The organism is Psychrobacter vallis, from assembly GCF_904846715.1.
Lineage (GTDB): Bacteria > Pseudomonadota > Gammaproteobacteria > Pseudomonadales > Moraxellaceae > Psychrobacter > Psychrobacter vallis.
Map to the genome: position 1 here is coordinate 77,742 of NZ_CAJHBU010000005.1, position 20,794 is coordinate 98,535.

17 protein-coding genes are annotated in these 20,794 nt (G+C 43.6%); 6 read left to right on the forward strand and 11 right to left on the reverse strand.

The window, feature by feature from the left end; translation table 11 throughout:
- Window positions 1-223 precede the first annotated feature (223 nt).
- The gene (locus JMY02_RS04895; protein WP_201595849.1) at window positions 224-961 is read right to left on the reverse strand and encodes an NUDIX hydrolase; all 738 of its coding nucleotides are present in this window, start codon (window positions 959-961) and stop codon (window positions 224-226) included.
- 351 nt (window positions 962-1,312) lie between these two features.
- On the opposite strand from JMY02_RS04895, the gene JMY02_RS04900 reads away from it, so the two are divergent.
- Window positions 1,313-1,876, forward strand: coding sequence for an NUDIX hydrolase (locus tag JMY02_RS04900; RefSeq protein WP_201595852.1), 564 nt, complete (start codon window positions 1,313-1,315; stop codon window positions 1,874-1,876).
- A 154-nt stretch (window positions 1,877-2,030) separates the two neighbouring features.
- Complete coding sequence (locus JMY02_RS04905; protein ID WP_201595855.1) at window positions 2,031-3,359, forward strand: serine hydrolase domain-containing protein; 1,329 nt, start codon at window positions 2,031-2,033, stop codon at window positions 3,357-3,359.
- Between the two features lie 104 nt (window positions 3,360-3,463).
- Here JMY02_RS04905 and JMY02_RS04910 read toward each other — a convergent pair whose 3' ends face one another.
- A complete protein-coding gene (locus JMY02_RS04910; RefSeq protein ID WP_201595858.1) occupies window positions 3,464-6,538 on the reverse strand; it encodes an insulinase family protein in 3,075 nt (1,024 codons plus the stop codon).
- Between the two features lie 436 nt (window positions 6,539-6,974).
- Between JMY02_RS04910 and JMY02_RS04915 the strand changes: the two genes are divergently transcribed.
- Window positions 6,975-7,436 (forward strand): universal stress protein, encoded by a 462-nt coding sequence (locus JMY02_RS04915; RefSeq protein WP_021813691.1) that lies wholly within the window; start codon window positions 6,975-6,977, stop codon window positions 7,434-7,436.
- A gap of 259 nt (window positions 7,437-7,695) precedes the next feature.
- Here JMY02_RS04915 and JMY02_RS04920 read toward each other — a convergent pair whose 3' ends face one another.
- The gene (locus JMY02_RS04920; protein WP_201595862.1) at window positions 7,696-8,628 is read right to left on the reverse strand and encodes a LysR substrate-binding domain-containing protein; all 933 of its coding nucleotides are present in this window, start codon (window positions 8,626-8,628) and stop codon (window positions 7,696-7,698) included.
- Window positions 8,629-8,778: 150 nt separating this feature from the next.
- Between JMY02_RS04920 and JMY02_RS04925 the strand changes: the two genes are divergently transcribed.
- Complete coding sequence (locus JMY02_RS04925) at window positions 8,779-9,861, forward strand: YeiH family protein (RefSeq protein WP_201595865.1); 1,083 nt, start codon at window positions 8,779-8,781, stop codon at window positions 9,859-9,861.
- A 184-nt stretch (window positions 9,862-10,045) separates the two neighbouring features.
- Here the strand turns inward: JMY02_RS04925 and JMY02_RS04930 are convergent, their stop codons facing one another.
- Together JMY02_RS04930 and JMY02_RS04935 are read right to left on the reverse strand one after the other, a co-directional pair.
- Window positions 10,046-10,255 carry a cold-shock protein gene (locus JMY02_RS04930; protein ID WP_010201661.1) on the reverse strand — a complete coding sequence of 70 codons (210 nt, stop codon included), beginning with the start codon at window positions 10,253-10,255 and terminating at the stop codon, window positions 10,046-10,048.
- 244 nt (window positions 10,256-10,499) lie between these two features.
- Entirely contained in the window at window positions 10,500-10,922 is a 423-nt protein-coding gene (locus JMY02_RS04935; protein ID WP_201595868.1) for a YbaN family protein, read from the reverse strand.
- 314 nt (window positions 10,923-11,236) lie between these two features.
- On the opposite strand from JMY02_RS04935, the gene JMY02_RS04940 reads away from it, so the two are divergent.
- Together JMY02_RS04940 and JMY02_RS04945 are read left to right on the forward strand one after the other, a co-directional pair.
- A complete protein-coding gene (locus tag JMY02_RS04940) occupies window positions 11,237-12,079 on the forward strand; it encodes a hypothetical protein (RefSeq protein ID WP_201595871.1) in 843 nt (280 codons plus the stop codon).
- Window positions 12,080-12,520: 441 nt separating this feature from the next.
- On the forward strand, window positions 12,521-13,417 hold the full coding sequence (locus JMY02_RS04945) for an ABC transporter substrate-binding protein (RefSeq protein ID WP_201595874.1): 897 nt from the start codon (window positions 12,521-12,523) through the stop codon (window positions 13,415-13,417).
- A 260-nt stretch (window positions 13,418-13,677) separates the two neighbouring features.
- Here the strand turns inward: JMY02_RS04945 and JMY02_RS04950 are convergent, their stop codons facing one another.
- The 6 genes from JMY02_RS04950 to JMY02_RS04975 form a co-directional block, all read right to left on the reverse strand.
- Window positions 13,678-14,169 carry a hypothetical protein gene (locus tag JMY02_RS04950; RefSeq protein ID WP_201595877.1) on the reverse strand — a complete coding sequence of 164 codons (492 nt, stop codon included), beginning with the start codon at window positions 14,167-14,169 and terminating at the stop codon, window positions 13,678-13,680.
- Window positions 14,170-14,521: 352 nt separating this feature from the next.
- Window positions 14,522-15,811 (reverse strand): VWA domain-containing protein, encoded by a 1,290-nt coding sequence (locus JMY02_RS04955; protein ID WP_201595879.1) that lies wholly within the window; start codon window positions 15,809-15,811, stop codon window positions 14,522-14,524.
- Window positions 15,812-16,026: 215 nt separating this feature from the next.
- Window positions 16,027-16,497, reverse strand: a complete 471-nt coding sequence (locus JMY02_RS04960) for a hypothetical protein (protein ID WP_201595880.1) — start codon at window positions 16,495-16,497, stop codon at window positions 16,027-16,029.
- 62 nt (window positions 16,498-16,559) lie between these two features.
- Entirely contained in the window at window positions 16,560-16,757 is a 198-nt protein-coding gene (locus JMY02_RS04965) for a TerD family protein (protein ID WP_227678418.1), read from the reverse strand.
- 174 nt (window positions 16,758-16,931) lie between these two features.
- The gene (locus JMY02_RS04970; protein WP_201595882.1) at window positions 16,932-17,618 is read right to left on the reverse strand and encodes a hypothetical protein; all 687 of its coding nucleotides are present in this window, start codon (window positions 17,616-17,618) and stop codon (window positions 16,932-16,934) included.
- A gap of 148 nt (window positions 17,619-17,766) precedes the next feature.
- Window positions 17,767-20,721, reverse strand: coding sequence for a valine--tRNA ligase (locus JMY02_RS04975; protein ID WP_201595884.1), 2,955 nt, complete (start codon window positions 20,719-20,721; stop codon window positions 17,767-17,769).
- Window positions 20,722-20,794: the final 73 nt, after the last annotated feature.

The following is a 20,794-nucleotide window of genomic DNA, read 5'->3' on the forward strand; positions in this document are numbered from 1 at the left end:
ACGTCTATTTTTAACACAGAAGCGGCAAAAAAGAGTCCTGTCCCCTGCATTTATGATTGGGGCTGATGCTAAAACTGCCCCATACTGTGTTGCAAGTCTCGCTAAGGTATTAACATTATCATCGACCTGCGCCTTGTCTGGAACAGTTTTAGCGATCAGCAGTGCCTATTTGTGAATATCAAACACGCCCTAATACTAAAGCGGGATATACCTACAACATAATCTACAAGCGGGTATTTTGTATGCGGTAATACCATTCAAGCTGCCGATCAAAGCCCGTTTCTAGTAAGCTGGCAATGACTCGTCCTGTCAGACCCCATACTGTCTCACCATCAACTTGCCAGCTGGGGGTGAGCATGGTCGCGGTCTGGTCTTGCATTGTGTATTCTACCTCATACTCTACGGTAGGCTGAGTGAGCAACGACTCAAAATCTGCCCAAAATATGCGGGAGATTTCGCCAAGTTCGGGCACGAGCACCAAATCTGGCGCAATGAGTGCCACAATCGGACGTACACTCATGCCACTTTTGGCAGTTTGTATGGGTAGTTGACCAAGCAATTGCACTTTATTGGGTGGCAGCGCTGTCTCTTCGCAGGCTTCACGCAAGGCAGTAATGACATTATTGCCATCGCTTATGTCATATTTACCACCGACACAGGAGACCTCACCAGCATGGCTGTTCATATGCGCAGCACGGCGCGTCAGTAATAGTTTAGGATGGCGCTCATGAGTAATAGCCACGAGGACTGACGCATCTGCAATCGGTGTCTGATAGAGACTGTCTAAGATGCGGGCACTGTAAGAAGGGTGGTCAGTGTCATATAGTGCTGGACTGGTAATGGCATTTAACGTCTCATGCTGTACCCGTTCAGCCAATTTTTTGAGCGTAGGATAACGAATAAACGTGGGCACAGCGACTGAAAATTCATCAAAACTAACAAATTGCGGTGGAAGTAGCATTATAATTGCCTTGTGTTTTTATCAATGTTCAACACGCCCTAATTGATGACACACACTAGCATAGCGCAATCTGGCTACAACTGTATAGATTTTACGGGTCTAACAGACACGTTCGTTCACGCTTGCTCGTCTATGAAAAATTATCAGCCCTTAATCCTTAGCCCTTACTCTTGCAAACTTGTGCTGTTTTTATCATCATTATCAGTGCGATGATGATTTGTGTTATCTTAAACTTAAGACCTATCACCAGATAAAACAGGCATCGGTCATCGCCATGCTATCCTCATAGCATCAGAACGATAATTTTTAAAATATTTTTATTTCCCTTTATCATTATATAAGGCCGTTGATATGCGCTATTGTCTAGAATGCGGGCACGAAGCAGAACGCAAAATACCAGCCACGGATAATATGCCGCGTTTGGTTTGTCCAAATTGCCACTATATTCATTACGAAAACCCAAAAGTGATTTGTGGCGCACTCGTTATTCATGAAAACAGAGTACTGCTCTGCCGCCGAGCCATCGAGCCGCAATACGGACTTTGGACGCTGCCAGCGGGTTTTATGGAAAATGGCGAAACCATGGCGGAAGGTGCAGCGCGTGAGTGCTATGAAGAAGCCGAAGCGGTGGTTATCAATCCCCATTTATACTGCTTATACGACATTCCTGATATTGGCCAAATCTATAGTATCTATATAACTGATCTAAAAGACGGCGCTTATGGTATTGGCGCTGAGAGCCTTGACTGCGCGTTGTTTAAAGAAGCAGACATTCCATGGGACAACATTGCCTTTGAAGCGGTACGTCGCACCTTAAAGAGCTATTTTGAAGACCGTCAGCAATTCGACAGTCATGACAAACTTCCAGTTCACCAAGACTATATCGGTAAAGACCAAAGTATTAAACGCTACTAGCACCTCATTATAAGTATAAAACACTTTACAAAAGTTGTTGGTAAAAGTCATTGATAAGAACCGTTTATAACTATTATGCTAAATGCTTGTAGTTTCTTATCGATGGTTTTTTATTGTCTGAAGTTCATGGTTCAATCTGACTTGTGAGAACATCATGCTGACTTTGTTGCAACGCTCCTTGCCACTATTATCACTGAGCATCGCTATGGCACTAACCAGTATCAGTACCATAAGCCATGCAAGTGACTCACCGTTAACTGCCAAAGAATCCGACCCACAAACACTTGGATGGATGCAAGGCTTTCCGCCTCCAGCTGATAAACTGATAGCGCAGCCCTCCTCTGATTTTTTTAGTTTTCCAAAGCTACGTTGGACAGTCTGTCATATCCGTGAGCTGATGCCGACTACCGAAGTCAGTCGTGGTATCGGCGCACCTTCTAAGCTCAGTTATGAGCTGGATAAAAATATCGATGCCCTTACTTTTACCCCGACTGGTAGTAATCGTCCAATGACATGGCGACAGTCATTAGAGGCCAACTATACAGATGGCATTATGATCCTGCATCATGGCAAGGTCGTTTACGAGCGCCAAAACGGCTGTCTAAATGCGCTGGGACAACATGCCGCTATGTCTATGACCAAGTCTATGACGGGGTTATTGGCAGAAATCCTCGTCACCGAAGGTAAGCTTGACGATAAAGCGTTGGTTGCCTCTATCATCCCTGAGCTTGCGAACAGTGGCTTTGGTAATGCAACGGTACGCCAAGTAATGGATATGACCACTGCGCTGGACTATAGCGAAGACTATGCCGATCCGAATGCTGATATTTGGAAATACTCAGAAGCGGCCAGTCCGCTACCGAAACCTAAAGGTTATGACGGGCCCAATGGCCACTTTGAATACCTGCAAACGGTCAAGAAAAAAGGCGAGCATGGTGATGCCTTTAATTACCAGACCATTAACAGCGATACGCTTGGCTGGATTATTTCACGCACCACTGACAAAGCAGTCGACGACTTACTGTCTGAGCGCATCTGGCAAAAAATCGGCGCAGAGCAAAGTGCCTACATGACCGTTGATGCTAAAGGTACACCATTTGCGGGCGGCGGTATCAGTGCAGGCTTGCATGATATGGCACGCATTGGTAATCTGATGCTCAATAAAGGCGTCATTGATGGCAAGCGTTTGTTCCCAGCAGCCGTGGTAGACAAAATCGAAGCTGGTGGTGACAAAGCCGCTTTTGCCAAAGCAGATTATAAACAACTCAAAAACGGCAGCTACAAAAGCATGTGGTGGTCATATGACAATCCCACACCCATTTATTCTGCACGCGGTGTCCATGGTCAGAGAATTTATGTTGACCCAGCAGCCGACATGGTCATCGTCCGTTTTGCCTCGCATCCTGATGCCAGTAATGGCAAAAATGATCCCACATCAATACCTGCTTTTCGAGCCGTCGCAAATTACTTGATAACAAAGTAACGGCTTAAAAGTAAACGATGAAAAATAGCAATAAAAAAACCGCTGCTTTTATTATTTATAATGAAAGCAGCGGTTTTTTATACTACACAAATCAACTTAGATTTTTAGCTTTTAATTTTGCAAACGTTAAAGCCAAGATCTTTTACTGTCTCTTCTTTATCATAAGGCGCTAAGACTGCACGTACATGCTTCTGTCCTTGTAAGTATTGCTTGGCGACGCGCTGTAAATCAGCAACCGTCACTGCTAAGATTGCCGCGCGCATTTTACGCTGCCAGTCCGCACCGCGATGATGCAAGTCAGCAAAGCAGGCTTTGATCGCCTCACCTGCTGGCGAACCTGGTTTGTCCATACCAGAGATAATACCTAAAATGGCTTCTTCTAACTGTTCATCCGTTTGCGGATCATTTAACAACCATTCAATACTGGCATCAAAATGAGCAAAAGTCTCCGTGCACTGCGGATCACGGTAGCTAAAGAACTTAAAGGCACACGCATTGGCATCATAACCAGCACCGCCGCCATAAGCACCGCCGCGTTCACGAATGGCACTATGCAAATAACCATTACGCAGATAAGGCGCTAAGACCATTAAGGCAGCAGTATCAGGATGGTCAGCCGCCGGCACGGTATAAGCACTGGCATTATGATAGACATTGGTTGGCACCAACCATGCTAAATCCTCGACCTCTACTGACTCACTCTCTTCTGTTTGAGCTGTGTCTTTTTCACCATTTAGAGACAAATCTAACAGTAAGTCTGCAAACTCACTGGGAATATTTGCGTCAATATCTGTATCAGTGTTACTTAATTTTTCAGCAAGCGCTGAGGCACGACTGTCTTGCCAACTATCCACAATCAAGTTGCTCAACCGCTCGGTTTGCTCGGCTTCACAAATAATAACGGCATGTTTAGGCAAACTAATCAGGCGTTGATGCAAATCCATCAAACCCGTCGCTAGTTGATCCCACTGCGCATCATCTGTACTGGCATCGGTCAAAAAATCTTTCAGTGCATTGAGTGCTGGCAGACCACTGCGTACATATTCTAGCTGCGCTTGGCGACTCATGCCACGGCTTGCCGTTTGCATGGCGTAGGAATGCCCAGAACCCGCAAGGTTTGATTGCCAGCCCGCTTGACGCTGCTGCAAAATCTCTTTGATACGGTCATGTTCACTAAAGACGCTGTGCTCCATGACTTCTTTTAGCAAATCAATCGCTTCAGGTTTGCGGTTAAGCGCCCGCGTTGCCACCACAAAGTAACTGCTAATAGACTGGCTGTCATCAACATTGGTACGTTGACTGATACGCGCCGTCACCCCTGATGAATGCGCCGCTTGCTTGGCTTGCATCTCATGAGCACTGAGCGAATCTGTACCCAGCTCAGATAATAAGCTCAGATAAATAGGCAGTAAAGGATGATTAATCACCTCATTAACTGGTAAATGGTCACTTTCAATTTTACCAATGGCATCAGTCAACGGTACGATTACTTGATAATAGTAGATACCATTGGTGCCTGCTTCATACTCAAACAAGGTGCTGTCTTGTCCACTTAAGCGTACCGTTTTTTGCGTGCCTTGTTTAAAGCTAATGTCCGTTGGCACATCTTCTAAACCAACTTTGGGTAATAAACTTAAGTCATCGGGTGCCGCTTGGCGCGCGGCCAAATCCAACGCTTGCTTATGCAAAATATCTTTGTCGTCAGCGGTCAAATCCATGGCGATCGTATCTAAACGCGTTTGTTCTGCAGCGGCAAGACGCGCCGTTTTTTCACTGTCTGGTGTCAAAGTAACACGCACACGGTGGTTGTTTTCAAGCAGATGGGTTTTGATTAAATTGGGCAGCCATTGCGCGTCGACGACTTGTTCACGCAGCCATTGCAAATGCTCATCGACTTCCCAAACATCAATCGGATTGCCATCATGAATGGCTGTGCTAAAACCCTCTAGCATCAAGTTCAGACCATAAGGAATACTGTCACCGCCGATGTGGCGTTGGTCAATCTCTATCTGATGCAAAATGGTTTCGATGGTTTCGTCATCGACTGGCGAGCTTGCCACGTCAGTGAGCAAATCTATAATGCCTTGCTCTACCGCGTCGGCATGTTCAGGATTGGAGCCACGCAATCCGGTATAAAAAACCATTTCATAATGACTGTCATCAAGGCCCAATAATGGACTTGGCGCTTTTCCTAGCGGATGGCTATCCAAATAAGCGCGCAGCGGCGAGCCTGCATGTTCAATCAGCACGCCTTCTAATAGACGCAGTGCTAAGCGCTGCTTGGGATCGGTAATAGACGGCAACAACCAAGCAACCACATGGTGGGTTTGATCTGGACCCGCTTCGTCAGCGGTATAAGTGTCGGTTGCGCTAATTGGCGCAGACAGACGCTGCTCTGGGCGCGATACGTGTTTTTTGCCCGCCTCGAACTGAATCAAGGCATCGTTATGAATTTTCACCTGCGTTTCAGCGACCGGAATATTACCAAAGCTCATAATCACGCTGTTAGACGGATGATAATGGCTTTGATGAAAATCAACCAACTCAGTGTGTGTCAAATCTGGAATATCAGCAGGATCACCACCAGAATTATAATGATAAGTGGTCGTTGGGAATAAATGATGAGCAACGGCATGATACAGCTGGTCAATCTCACCGCTCATCGCGCCTTTCATCTCATTAAAGACGATGCCTTTAAACTGCGGCTTGTCGTCGCTGTCCAGCTCTACACGAATGCCTTCTTGGGCAAAGTCGAGCGGATGAATATTGGGGAAAAACGAGGCATCAAGATACACTGCCAATAAATTAAAGTAATCATTTTTATTTTGAGTGGCATACGGATACGCCGTCCAATCAGCGGCGGTCATCGCATTCATAAAGGTATTGAGCGAGCGCTTAATCATCGAAAAAAACGGATCACGAACGGGGAACTTCTCAGAACCACATAAGGCCACATGCTCTAAAATATGCGCCTCACCCTTTGAATCCATGGGCTGGGTACGAAAGCCCACCAAAAAAGCATTTTCATCACTTGGATGTGCCAAATGATAATGCATTGCGCCTGTCTTGACATGCTGACTGATCAACACATCCATTGACAGCGCCTCAATATGGCGATGCTCAATCAGCTCAAACGCTGGATGTAGGGTTAAGTCAACAGTAAATAGCGTGTCAGTCATAGTGTTCCTTATAAAGCGTTTTTGACCCAGTAAAGATAAGCGTGATGCTTCATTAAAACCACACATCGTCTGATTTACTTGGATAAAAACCAATAATGTATAAAATAGTGGATACAAAATAAGTCGTTTTATCAGTCATCGATATCAATCAATGTACAAAGACTTTTTGAATAATTTTGGGTAATATTCTTATTTAATGGCTACATATTTCATGGCAATGCTCAATCAATAGGAATTTGCCTAACGGTAGTAGATGGGGCTAAGCGTTTGATAAGTCAAGGCGCGCTTTGAAAGATAAGCAAGAAAGCTTAACCTTTAAATAGACCAAACCTTTAAACAACCAAATCCTCATTCATTCAAAATGGTTTAATGATGTTACTTAACAGTGGCCATCAGTAGTGCTATAGTTAGAATCATCTGTCATCAGGAGCAGCTCATGAGTTACCAACATATTTTATTGGTTACCGATTTAATGTCCGATGCTGATTTGGTCGCCCAAAAAGCCAAACGTATCGTCGAAAATCGTCCTAACGCCAAATTATCGGTATTACATATTGTGAAAGACACCATGGTTGGTTTCGGCTATGAGCTGGTGCCAGCGTCAAGTTTATACGATCAAATAGATGACGAGCGTTGCCAAGAAGCGCGTGCCAAGTTAGCGCAGTTTTTGGAGCGCAATGACTTACACGCGGTCAATTCTGAAGTGACCACCGCCATCTCTAATAGCGAAGGTATCGTCAACTACTGCCACAAGCATGACGTTGATTTACTGGTTATCGGTCGTCACGAACGCCATGGCCTTGTTGCATGGTTAAGCGGTGCTACAGCAGATAATATTTTGCCAAACGTGCCTTGTGATAGCTTGGTGGTGAGACTCGATAAACCAGTCACCAAGTAGCATAAAAGCCAAGACTTACCTAACAGCACTTATAATACTTGGATTACAAGTTACCTGTATAAAGCGTCCTATAATCATCTGTTATGGGACGTTTTTTATTGTGCTTTTTTGACCTGATCGTCATGCTATAGTGGGTGAAAAGTAATATCGATACAACACGTACTGCTGGTGCAAATTTTTCTTGCTTGCTGTGCCTTCGCAGCTCGATGTTACAAAAAATTTCCACCAGCAATACTGTACCCCCAGTAAACTGCTTTGACTATACTGTCAAAATATCAATAAACGTCTGCCATATGGGAGTTTGATGGCGCGCTTTGTGCCAGATTAACCACCATGTCCGTGACAGATCGATACCGGCCACTTTGACTTGTATCAATGTTCCTGCCGCAAGCTCCGTCTCAATAACATGCTGCGAGAGGCAACCAAGACCGATATCGGCACTGACCATATGTTTGATCGCCTCCGACTGTTGTATCGCTTTAACCACCTCCGCATTGGGTAAATGCTTGAGCAACTGCTCATCGATAATTTGCCGTGTGCCCGATCCTGCTTCACGCACCAATAGTGGCAATCGTGCCAGTTGGTTCACGCTCAGCTCGTAACAGTTATCCAACTCGTTATACACTGCCATATCCACCAACCACTGACTGTCGCGTTTGGCAAAAATCATCAATGTATCTGTGCGCCAAGCGCGCTGCTCGATGGCTTTTATGTCTATCGGACGCGGCGTGCCTTCTACCAAAGCAATGTCAATATTTAATTGCTCAACCTCGCTCACCACCTCTTGTGTATTGGCAATATACATATCGACATTTGCATCGGGTAGTGCCTCATATAGTCTTGCCAATAATGTAGGCAAGACATAATTACCAATGGTCGTACTTGCCCCAATACGGATTTGCCCTACTTGGTATTGATGATAATGCTCCAATGTCAGCGCTTGTCCCAAAATCGCTTGCGCTTGTACATAGATGGGATGGGCATTGGGATGTTGATTAAGACGACGCCCAACCCGCTCAAACAATGGCATTTGTAGTCTTGATTCTAATTCAGTCAAGGCACTACTGACCGCTGACTGAGACAAATGCAGTGCTTCACTGGCTCGACTGGTACTGCCCGTTTGGTAAATACTGACAAAAACAGACAACTGTTTGAGCGTAATCTTCGGTAGCATCGGCATAGCTTTTTTCATGATGTTTTTAACACTCTATGATAATCTGTTAACCCAAAAAATCGATAATTTCTATCTTATTAATCTGTTTTTATTATAACCAGTGGTGTCTTATACTGTCCAATTATAAGCTTATGCTTATCTCGATTATAAATGATAGGACAACCAATCATGCAAGCCTTGAGCCAAACCATTCATGATTACTGCCCGAGTAATCGCCATTTAGCAGGGTTAATGGTGGTATTTATCGGCAGCTTGTTTTGTTTGTGGCTTGACGTAAGCTTAGATACTTGGACTGATGGACGCATTGTCGGCCTGTCTTCTCTAACTTTGGCGATTTTGCTCGGTATGATATTGGGCAACACGGCTTATCCTACTTTCGCTCACCGCTTAGATATGGGTGTGTCATTTGCCAAAGGTCAAATACTGCGCCTCGCCATTATGTTTTATGGCTTTAAGCTGACATTGACGCAAGTATCAAGCGTGGGTATGCCTGCGATTATGACGGATGCACTGGTACTGACCTCGACCTTTTTACTGACTTATTGGTTGGGTACAAAGTGGTTAAAAGTCGACAAGCAAACAACATTGCTCATTGGTTCAGGCGCGAGTATTTGCGGGGCCGCAGCAGTAATCGCCGCAGAACCAGTAATCAAAGCAGAAGCGCACAAAGTGACTATCGCTGTAGCAACAGTGGTGGTCTTTGGCACAGTTGCGATGCTGCTCTATCCCTTCTTATATCATCTAGGTTGGTTACAACCTTGGCTAAATGCGCAGCAGTACGGTATTTATACGGGTTCGACCATTCATGAGGTGGCGCAAGTGGTGGTCGCCGGTAATGCTATCAATGCCGACGTTGGTAATACTGCCGTAGTCACCAAGATGATACGGGTGATGATGCTTGCACCCTTTTTACTGGTGCTGTCTTTTGCTTTAACCACAGATAGTGGCGATGAGGGTAATAAACCTTCGATCATGACGCGTATGCAACAGGTCAAAGTACCTTGGTTTGCTTTTATTTTTATTGCTATCGTGCTGCTGCACACTTGGGTACCGATGACACAAAGCTTTGAGCGTAGTATGGTCATGCTCGATGATGTTTTGCTGACGATGGCCATGTTTGCACTTGGCCTAACCACCCATCTGAGTGCCATCAAGCAAGCTGGAATCAAGCCGCTTATCTTAGGTGCTATCATGTTTGCTTGGCTTATTATTGGTGGTGGTTTGATTAATATCGGAATTAGCTCAATCTAATGACTGAGTGATTGCAAATGACTAAAAGAAGTCAATCGCACTGCCCTGCTGATTCTTATTTATTGGAATAATTACCTATTGATCTGACTATATTCTATGGTTCGTATCAAATTTTAGACGAAAAAAAACGAACCCTTAGGTTCGTTTTTTTATTCATCTTGCTTTAATTGTCTATAAAGACAAATTAGATAGCAACGATGTTATGAGCTTGTGGGCCTTTTTGACCTTGAGTTACAGTGAACTCAACTTCTTGACCTTCAGCTAAAGTTTTGAAGCCTGAACCAGTGATTTCGCTGTAATGAGCAAAAACGTCTGCGCCAGTTTCTGGAGCGATAAAACCAAAGCCTTTAGCTTCGTTGAACCACTTAACTGTACCTTTTTGAGTATCTGACATATTGATAATCCTACTTTTTAATTTATTAATGGTCTAGTGACCGGTAACGCTTGCAAATAGCTACTGAACGATAAATATTAAAACGAAGGATTATAACTAATACTACGAGGTAATGATTTGGTGCAGAACTGCTCTTAAGCTTGGGTGTATTATAGGGAGCTAATTCCAATATCGCAAGTATTATCTCATATTTCGTGTAACTGAAGCCCATTTTTTACTGTTTTTTGTTTGAATTGCAGAGTTTCTAGGCATTTGGCAGACGAAACAAATAGATAGCTACCCCACTACATACCACGGCTACCAGCCATGCCAGCCATATCATATCGGTTGGCAGACGATAAAATAACATGGCTGTCGATATGGTCATCATTATTGTTGCCAAACACTTGGCATAGAGGGGCACGGCATGATTGTTTTCCCAATCGCGCACAAACTTCCCAAAATATTTATGATTGATTAGCCAAAAATGAAAGCGCCGTGAGCTACGCGCCCAGCAACCAGCTGCGAGTAATATAAAAGGCGCCGTCGGCATAACTGGCAACAATACGCCGACGATACCCAATACAAAAAATACCCAGCCAAGTGTCACAAACATCCAACGCACGGTCGGGCTATTGGATTGATTGGTCTTCGGACGGTAATAAAATGCTTTTTTGTTTGAGCTCATAACAATGGTGTCGCTTGGTGAGTTAGATAATAAAAATTTAGTCACTACAGTTTTTATAAGTAAGGCTGCTTATATAGCTAAATAAGAATGCAATAACGATCAAAACGGCACAAGACTATTTTTGCTTTTTTCTGTCTCTTATTTAACATGAAGCCATTTTTCATGGGCAAAACGTTAGTGTTACGATACTGAATGTTTATTTAGATAAACTTTTAGTAGGAGAATTGTAATAATTACTGCATAATCCACAATCTGCCAAACTATTGTGCTGAACCCTTAATAATTTTTATTTTTTGCTGTCTATAAGGACATTTATGACTTCACTATTTAATATCTCATCAGCCAAAGCTCTGACGCTACCTTTAGCACTTGCTGCCATGACTGTATTTAGTGGTTGTGCGACCACTACCAGTCCTGAGGTGCGCTCTGCTTATGATAAGACACAGCAAAACCTAAAGTCTCAACCTGTTAGCATTATTAGTGATGGTTGCCTTATCCGCATAGAAAATGGCAATAACGACATCATGTACCAACAGTCGAATAGTGCTTCTCTTGCTATGGCGCAAACTGTCAAATCTAAACTAGTAGAAAAAGGGGTCAAAGTTAATCATATTTCATCTCCTTTTATATGCGGATCACGTACCAAAGAAATATTGACCAAGATGGATGTCGTATTGACCGACGGTGCCAAAGAGCAACCTAATACTGCCTATCCTATCTTGAGCTCAACAAATACCTTCGATTCAGTGACCAATAAGGCTTATCAAGATCTGTACAAGGCATTAATAGTCAGTAGAAAAGCTGTTAGCGACGATCCTACAGACTATCCAGATTTGCTCTTGGATAGTAAGAGTCTGCAAGTCATCAAAAAAATCGAAGGCGCGGAGAAGATATTTGTCGTATTGGCTGATGGCGCACAACCTTCAGTGGGTGCAAGAGTAGCGACTGGTGCAATAGGCATGTTAGGTATGATAACTGGCATCTCTAATATGGATATCCTAGTCAAATCACAGAATTACGGCATTTATCTGATTGATTTGGAAACCAATCAACTTAAATGGAGCAAAGTTGGTGACATCGAGGGTAATATCTTCAAAATGCCTGTTGATAGTAGCTACGTCTTACCGAAAATGCTTGACCCTTTATACGCTGAGTAAGCATCTATAATTTACTGAGTCTTAAAATAAAAACCGCTTACAGTTATTGCTGGAGCGGTTTTTATTTGATACTAATCTGTCGATGCTGTTATTTTTTTATCAACCCTATCTCGCGTGCTTCTTTTAGCCATGTCTCGCCAATTTGCTGACTCATTCAAAACCTTGCATTACCTCTCGCAGGTCGTCTATGATGACGCAGTACCACTCAATCTTGTCGGGGTGCTTTGATTTTCAAGCTGTGAACACAGTCCTAATCATCGCTGAGAAACACCCGTGAACCTGAAGCAGTTAGCACTGACGTAGGAAACAAGCGTGACACGTTTTAATAAATCTCTTAGTGATGCGTTCTTATAATGGCGCATCTAACATTGAGATTTGCCCTTTCTTGTTTTACCTAAACAGTATCAGTCTGATTGTTTCCCACCTGAAAAGGAAACAACGATGCAGCCGACCACCAAACTTACCCTGACCCTCGAATGGTTTTTGAACCCTGATCACCTACCCTTTATCGCTGGGGTGACCACGGGTGCGTATAAGCAAGCAGGACTTGATATCACCATTATCGAGCCAGATGACCATTATGATGGCTTTGCCGAATTGCAGAGCCTAAATATTGATTTGCATGTCAATGAGCCTATTCATCTGTTTGAACGTTACGCGCCTAACTTGCGCGCGCTGGGCTGCTTCTTTGAGACCGATGGCGGCATACTGATGCAACACGCCAGCATGGATAAGCTAAAAAACAATCAGCCTATCCGCATCTGCACCCCTGCTGCGGAGGAGAAAACCAATCGCATTGGCTTTGAGATATTGGCGCGCTATGCCAAGAAAAATGGCTTTAGCATCAGCCGTGACAATGTGAACTTTGTGCAAAAAGACTTTTATCATATAAAAAACCTGCAACAAGACCCAAGCCTTGATGGTGCATGGCTATGCTTTTATAACTTTGAGGGCGTTGAAGCGACTCATGAAGGGTTGGACTTTACGTTTATCGATCAGCATCTGTCACCCTATCCGAACTTTTCAGCATTAGAGATTCTCACGACCGATGAGATCTATAGCGCGAAAAAAGACGCGATAGATACCTTTATCCAAGTGACAAACCAGATGACGGAGCTGTGTAAAAATGATCCAGACGCTGCTCACCATATGTATTACGACTATAGTAAAACCGAAGCAGATACGCTGATGGATGCCATCATTGATAATACACTGGGCAGATTGATCACGCCAATCAAACCAAGTGCAAACAATTGGGAAGCACTGCGCGAGATGCTAGCAGAAATCGATATCGTGACGTTGACGGATGAGCAGTATCAGTCGCTGTGGGCGCTGTAGAAGTTAGAATATTTTAAGTAATAAAAAACCGCCATAGTGTTTACTGTGGTGGTTTTTTATTTGATGATAATCGAATGATAAGATTGTTGCTACACGATACCTAGGGCGTGTCCTCAATTCATTTTGCAATGAATGGTGGTACAGGCTAGGTAAAGCATAGACTTAAAATTGCAAGCCAACTTTCCTGAATACCTATCGATTGCTAAAATATAGGCCTTATTTTAGCGCCTATATTTACTTTTTCCAATTAGGGACATGCCCTAAACCAATATCAACGCCAGTAATGCAAATATCAAAAAATAGCCAAAGACGCCCATAATCGCGTACATGGTTTTGAGCTCTTTACCATTGATCTGTATGCTGGCTAATGTTGTGCTAAGTTTCAAAATAGAGATGGTATAAAAATAAAATGCTAATAAAAGAAGCACCATGCTAATGGTGAATATGGCGATGGAAGACAGTGCGCCAAAAAAGACAACGGTGCCAGGGAACAACGCCTCGCCTTTGATAATTAAAACCAATAGTACGATAGCCACACCTGATGCAGACGCGTGAAAAAATATAATATCGTGCCACGTTGCATCAGCTCTATAAAAACTGGATTCAATATCGAACCTATCGCTACTGAGTGCTTTTGGCATAGAGCCGTTATCACGGATCAACCTATGACCTTTTATATTACTCATAGCAATAAGGAAGGTAAAAAACGACAGGGCGACCCAAAAAATGACATACATATTTATCTTTATCATAGTCATTATTCCTAAACCTAGTAACACTTGATTTAAAAATATCTTGTGTACTACAAGATTCGATAGCGTATTTTCTGTTTATTTCACTTCTTATACTTTCCCAAATTTTATAAGCATTAGTGCTCGTATATTCATATTATCAGCCCTATTACTTTTATTTGTAAAAAAGTGCGCTGATAAACGTCTTTATTGTAGCGAGGCTAACTTTTGTCACTGCTGCCTATGTGGATACTGTGTTTGGTGATTAGGTGTTCATGATTGATTTATACATCACGCTTTTTTTGGCTTAGAAAAACCGCTCACAGCGAGACTGTGAACGGTTTTTAGTTTTAGTGACAAGTTTCTGATTGATTTATTTCGTTACGATACCCAGTTGGCGCGCTTCTTTTAACCATGTTGGAAACTCTTCCAGCATGTTTTCATACAAGGCTTCTTCACTAATGTCATCCAAATCATCAAGTTCAAAAAAGTCGCAATTATCAATCACGCGCCCTGTCATGTCGTCTAATTTCTTAAGGATGCCATAACCACGACCACCCAAGCCCACAAACTGCCAAAATATCGGTAGTTTCGCGGCGTCAGTCATAACTCTCGTGATACCGCGATTGTCACTCACCCCGCCATCACTGATGAATAGCACGTAGATAGGCACATCTAGCCCGTCTTTTTGATAAAACTCAGTCACTGCCTTCATGACTTCTGCTTCGTTATTCACACGTGGGCCAAGTGCCCATTTGCGCCAGCCGCCATGAGCGTTGTCAATAAAACCGTCATAGTTGCTCAGCCCAATCTCGCCCAAATACTGCGGGTCTCGGGCGAATGCCCAGCAATCTAATACTTGGTCGTCATCGAAGCTCACTGCCAATGGCAATAAGCGATTAACCACCTCTTGCACACGTCCTTGTTTATATTGTCTGTTCATCGAGCCTGAGGCGTCCAACACCAGCGCTACTTTTGCAGTGAGTTGTTGTAATTGACGTTTCTCAAGCGAGATGGTGGCTTTTTTGGCCAAATTGACCAGTTTAGGTGCTTTGTCTAGCATGACCTTTTCTAACGATGGTTTTGCTTGAACTGGCGTTACGTCTGCTGCTGTCGGGCTACCCTCTGCTACATCACCACCGAAGTGCTGCACGATGGCGGCAAGTCCACCATTAAAGCCTTGTGCGACGTTAGATACCCGCCAAACGCCACTTTTACGGTAAAGCTGCATCAGCATACTGGCTTGCTGTTGGGCAAAGTCTGCTGCTTGATATTCTGCCTGTACTTTTTGTGACTGCTGCCAAATGCCAATCTCTAACGATTGAATTTGATTAAGCGGGGTATCGGCTGATAACACAAAAAATAAGCTGTCTATATTCGCATCCAGTTTGGATAAGTTAAGTTCAAACTCGGCTTGGATGCCTTTACCCGCCGTTGGCTGCGACTCGTAATGGGTGAGCTTGATTTGCCCGCAAGGTGAGGTTGGCTGATTGTAAAACACCATGTAATCATCATTGATCAGTTTGCCCTCTGAGTCTAAGGCAAAGCAGCTTATGTCCATCTCTATCGGACTTTGGCGAGTGAATTTAAGCGTGATGGGTGCGGTATCGTCAATAGCAAGATTGCTTAGAGGCGCGCGTTGTCCGACGGTGAAATGGTTCATGGTGCTCCTTACGTTAAAGTGTTATTCTTTTAAAGATAATAGACTAATTACTGATATTAAAAAACCGCTAACAGTACGAGCTGGAGCGGTTTTTTACTTTAGCTAAGCTGGAAACTTAATGTTATCTATTAAGAATGAATTACCATCTAATCAAAAGTACTTTACAGATACTATGCGAATTTGCACCATACTTTATTCCCACATTAGATAACTAATTAGCTCGACTGTTTCTTTTTCATCCAATAATAACCTATTCCAAACCTAACTTCATGAGCATGACAGACATAAACAGTCTGGCATAGCGTACATCGACATTCATAGTTAGTTTCAGGATAAGAAACATGCTGGACTTTCTGTAATATCTCTATCAGTCCCAGACTTTCTTGCCCTTCTGGTGTAGGTTTAACATATCGATATTTTGAACATCGACAAGCACCTTCAGCAATATCATTTAGAAAAGTATTAAGCTTATCCATTGAACCTAAGACGTATTGCCTTGAACTGTCTTTTGGCCACGTTTCAGTCTTTTGGAGAACCTCAAATTTATTAATATGTTTTGCTATCTCTTTTAGAACACTCATATCTGAGATATTTATTATCTCATAAGCATTTATCTCACTAGGAATAAGTACTTTATCATCAAATATTTTATTTTTTATGGATTGTACAATATCATCAGTTTTCATAATTAGCTCTACTGCTTACACAGCTACCTAGTTAATATCAACGCTCATTCATTTTTCGTCAACTAATTATATTGTAAGGTTGGCTGATTATAAAACACCATGTAATCATCATTGATCAGTTTGCCCGCTGCGTCTAAGGCAAAACAGCTGATGTCCATTTCGATTGGACTTTGGCGAGTGAATTTGAGCGTGATTGGTGCGGTATCGTCAATAGCAAGGTTGCTTAGAGGCGCACGTTGTCCGACGGTGAGATGGTTCATGGTGTTCCTTACGTTAGCGTGTTATTCCTTTGAAGATCATAGACTAATTACTGACATTAAAAAACCGCTACAGTCAGGGCTGAAGCGGTTTTTTGTTTTTTAGTCAATAGGTTGGCACTATTTTATAATCAGTAAACTATTGGAATACTTTCCAACTGAACTACGGTAAGTATCCTATAGAAGATGCTCATTACGTTCTTCAGTATATTTGTTAGCCAGCTCTTTAGCTTTTGTAGCAAGTATAGTCTTATCTTTCTTATCCAAAATTGCATTCATTTTGTCAAGATAAGCCTCTCTTAGCGCTTTTAATTTCTGTAAGACTTCGTCTTGCTCATTAATAGAAATTTTATCTGAATCTGTTATTTCTATTATGAAATCAGTTGCTACACCATTTGCTCTAGTCGCCCAATCTCTATCACTTTCATCAGCAGACCCTGAAAAATCAAAGTGTTGATGAAATACTAAATTAGATGAAAGCCCGTGGAGTCCACCTTTCAATTTACTACCAAGGGCTTTCTTAAGTTCGAACTGAATATTGGAATCTAACAAGTCTAGCGTAGGGTTAGTTAAATAAATATTACCTAGCCTTTTTAGCCTTAATTTTTGAAGACTAACTACCGACTCTATTTTATGCAGCTCTGCTTTTAACTCAAGCAAAGACAATACTGATAAATCCACCTTATCCTTATTGCGAACAATTAATAATAGCTCTTCTGCAGAATAGATTAAGTCACCCAGAATAAAATAGCTTTCGAGTAGCTCAACGATTTTTTCCTCTTGCTGATTGTCTCTATATAATTCATATAGTTTTGGAATTGCATCAGACAAAGCTCTAAAAAAATTAAGAAACAAATCCAACATTTTCTGTCCTTATTATACGTCACCTATTTTTTCGCGAGGGACGAGCGCCGAGCTGAACCATTAAAGAACACTGCCTCATGCATCGCATATTTGCCCCTTATTAAAGGACTCCGATGCTGAGGCCATGCTTTTTAAGCTTTTGCTTTTTTTACAACGCCTTCAACTCTTCCATCTGCGCTGTCATCGCCGTCAACTGCCCTTCTAACTCAGCCAGTTTCGCCTTCTCAGCATCGACCACTTCCGCAGGCGCTTTACTGACAAAGCCTTCGTTACTTAACTTACGCGCGATACCGTCGGATTGACCTTTCAACTTATCATATGACTTACCCAAACGCGCCAGCTCAGCCGTTGGATTGATCAGCCCTTTCATCGGTACGAGGACGCGTAGCTGACCGACCATACTTGATGACGATAGTGGCACCTCATCACCTTCTTTGACGATGGTTAAGCTCTCGACTTTGGCAAGCGCTTTAAACTGGTTTTTGATACGGGATAGACGCGCTTCTTCATCGCTAGAGACGTTCTGTAGTAGCACTGGCAGACGTACCGCATTACCCAGTTTCATCTCACCACGGATGTTACGGACGCTGGCGATTAGCTCTTGTAGCCACGCCATATCCGCTTCGGTCTGCTCACTGATTTGGCTATCATCGGTCTGTGGATAGTCAGCGACCACGATGCTGTCGGTGTTTTTACGACCCAGTAGCGGCGCGATAGTCTGCCAAATTTGCTCAGTCAGATACGGCATGATTGGATGCGTGAAGCGTAGCGCAGTCTCTAGCACGTGCAGTAGCACATAGCGGATTTGCGCTTTACGCTCATCTGACACCGAATCATCATTTAGGCTGGCCTTGGCAAGCTCAACGTACCAGTCACAGTACTCATTCCAGATAAACTCATAGATATCTTGGCTGACCATATCGAGACGATACTGAGCAAAATGCTGATAAATGTCTTTGATGCTAGAGTTCAGACGACTCATGATCCATTTTTCTGGCAATTCCCACACGTCAGGATTTGCCGCTTGGTCGATAGGCTTGGCACTGCCTTCACTGTCTACACAGTTCATAAGGACAAAACGGCTGGCGTTCCAAATTTTATTACAGAAGTTACGATAGCCCTCGACGCGTTTGAGATCAAAGTTAATATCGCGACCCGTACTGGCTAAGGATGTGAAGGTAAAGCGCAGCGCATCCGTACCATAAGCTGGGATGCCTTCTGGGAACTCTTTACGCGTTTGCTTTTCGATTTTGGCCGCATCTTTTGGATTCATCATATTGCTGGTACGTTTTTCGACCAGCGCTTCCAGCTCGATACCGTCGATCAAATCGATAGGATCTAAGACGTTACCTTTCGATTTTGACATTTTTTGACCATTGCCATCACGTACCAGACCGTGCACATAGACGGTCTTAAACGGCACTTGCGGCGTGCCATCTTCGTTTTTCACAAAGTGCATAGTCATCATGATCATGCGCGCCACCCAAAAGAAAATAATGTCAAAACCTGTCACGAGCACGCTGGTTGGGTGGAAGGTTTTCATCACGCGTGGATCGGCGTTGACGTCTGCCCAGTCAAGCGTACTAAATGTCCACAGACCAGAGCTGAACCAGGTATCAAGCACGTCATCGTCTTGGCGCAATATCACGTCATCGCTTAAGTTATATTTGCTACGTACTTCTGCTTCGTCGCGCGCCACATATATCTCGCCCGTCGCATCGTCATACCATGCAGGGATACGATGACCCCACCAGAGCTGACGGCTGATGCACCAGTCTTGTAGATCGGTCATCCACGCCATATACATGTTTTTGTACTGCGCAGGGACGAACTCAATGCTACCGTCTTCTACCGCGTCAATCGCAGGCTTAGCAAGCTTACTCACTGCCACATACCACTGATCGGTCAGCCACGGCTCAACGATCGTGCCGCCACGCTCAGCACGCGGGGCTTTGAGGGCGTAGTCTTCGATATCTTCGAGCCAGCCCTGCTCGCCTGCTTGCTCAACAAGGAATTTACGTGCGGCAAAGCGCTCAAGTCCAGCGTACTCACTAGGCGTGGTTTCTAACTCTGGCTCACGCGTCTGCAAGTCAGGATAGACTTCCATCGCTGCTAAGATATTGGCGCGCTCATCAAAGATATTGATGAGTGGCAAGTCATGGCGGCGACCCAATTCATAATCGTTAAAATCATGCGCTGGAGTGATTTTCACACAGCCTGTACCGAAGTCTTTTTCGACATAATCATCAACAACGATAGGCACGACACGACCCGTGATTGGCAAGGTAATGGTTTTGCCAACCAAATGCGCGTAACGCTCATCGCTAGGATTGACTGCAACAGCGGTATCACCAAGCAAAGTTTCAGGACGCGTGGTAGCAACAACCAGATAGTTTTTACCATCTTGAGTCAGCAGCTCTGTGTCCGTGAAATGATAGCGGAAATGCCACAAGCTGCCTTTTTCATCGTGGTTTTCTACTTCTAAATCAGACAATGCGGTTTGGAACTTAGGGTCCCAGTTCACCAAACGCTTACCGCGATAAATAAGCCCATCGTCAAATAGACGAACGAACACTTCTTTGACCGCATTGGATAGACCATCATCCATGGTAAAGCGCTCGCGTGACCAATCAACTGAGCTACCCAAACGGCGAATTTGGCTGGTGATATTGCCGCCCGACTCTTCTTTCCATTCCCACACTTTATCGACGAAATCTTCACGCGTCATATCACGGCGCTTGAGACCTTGCGCCTCCAAACGACGTTCAACGACCATTTGCGTGGCGATACCTGCATGATCCGTCCCTGGCTGCCAAAGCGTATTGTCACCATCCATTCGGTGGAAACGTGTGAGCGCATCCATGATCGCGTTGTTAAACCCATGTCCCATGTGTAGTGACCCAGTGACATTCGGTGGTGGCAAAGCGATAGAGAACGATTCGTCTTTATCAAAAGTCGGCTTAAAATAACCGCTTTCTTCCCAGCCTTGATACATACCTGCTTCGACTTCCGCAGGATTGTAGGCGTTTTCAAGTTGAGTCAAAGCTGCTTGAATCGATTGGGTCAGGTTGGTTTTGGTATTTGTACTTTCAGGATTGCTCATAATGGAATGGTCTTTTGTTAATAATAAATGTGGGCAAACACATAAGTGAATAAATGAGGAAAATGATTAATAG

Coding starts and splice junctions, on each gene's coding strand:
- JMY02_RS04925 (WP_201595865.1), top strand. CDS start 8,779: ATGCAAGCCTTGAGCCAAACCATTCATGATTACTGCCCGAGTAATCGC.
- JMY02_RS04935 (WP_201595868.1), bottom strand. CDS start 10,922: ATGAGCTCAAACAAAAAAGCATTTTATTACCGTCCGAAGACCAATCAA.
- JMY02_RS04945 (WP_201595874.1), top strand. CDS start 12,521: ATGCAGCCGACCACCAAACTTACCCTGACCCTCGAATGGTTTTTGAAC.
- JMY02_RS04910 (WP_201595858.1), bottom strand. CDS start 6,538: ATGACTGACACGCTATTTACTGTTGACTTAACCCTACATCCAGCGTTT.
- JMY02_RS04950 (WP_201595877.1), bottom strand. CDS start 14,169: ATGATAAAGATAAATATGTATGTCATTTTTTGGGTCGCCCTGTCGTTT.
- JMY02_RS04955 (WP_201595879.1), bottom strand. CDS start 15,811: ATGAACCATTTCACCGTCGGACAACGCGCGCCTCTAAGCAATCTTGCT.
- JMY02_RS04920 (WP_201595862.1), bottom strand. CDS start 8,628: ATGAAAAAAGCTATGCCGATGCTACCGAAGATTACGCTCAAACAGTTG.
- JMY02_RS04900 (WP_201595852.1), top strand. CDS start 1,313: ATGCGCTATTGTCTAGAATGCGGGCACGAAGCAGAACGCAAAATACCA.
- JMY02_RS04940 (WP_201595871.1), top strand. CDS start 11,237: ATGACTTCACTATTTAATATCTCATCAGCCAAAGCTCTGACGCTACCT.
- JMY02_RS04970 (WP_201595882.1), bottom strand. CDS start 17,618: ATGTTGGATTTGTTTCTTAATTTTTTTAGAGCTTTGTCTGATGCAATT.
- JMY02_RS04930 (WP_010201661.1), bottom strand. CDS start 10,255: ATGTCAGATACTCAAAAAGGTACAGTTAAGTGGTTCAACGAAGCTAAA.
- JMY02_RS04915 (WP_021813691.1), top strand. CDS start 6,975: ATGAGTTACCAACATATTTTATTGGTTACCGATTTAATGTCCGATGCT.
- JMY02_RS04960 (WP_201595880.1), bottom strand. CDS start 16,497: ATGAAAACTGATGATATTGTACAATCCATAAAAAATAAAATATTTGAT.
- JMY02_RS04965 (WP_227678418.1), bottom strand. CDS start 16,757: ATGAACCATCTCACCGTCGGACAACGTGCGCCTCTAAGCAACCTTGCT.
- JMY02_RS04895 (WP_201595849.1), bottom strand. CDS start 961: ATGCTACTTCCACCGCAATTTGTTAGTTTTGATGAATTTTCAGTCGCT.
- JMY02_RS04975 (WP_201595884.1), bottom strand. CDS start 20,721: ATGAGCAATCCTGAAAGTACAAATACCAAAACCAACCTGACCCAATCG.
- JMY02_RS04905 (WP_201595855.1), top strand. CDS start 2,031: ATGCTGACTTTGTTGCAACGCTCCTTGCCACTATTATCACTGAGCATC.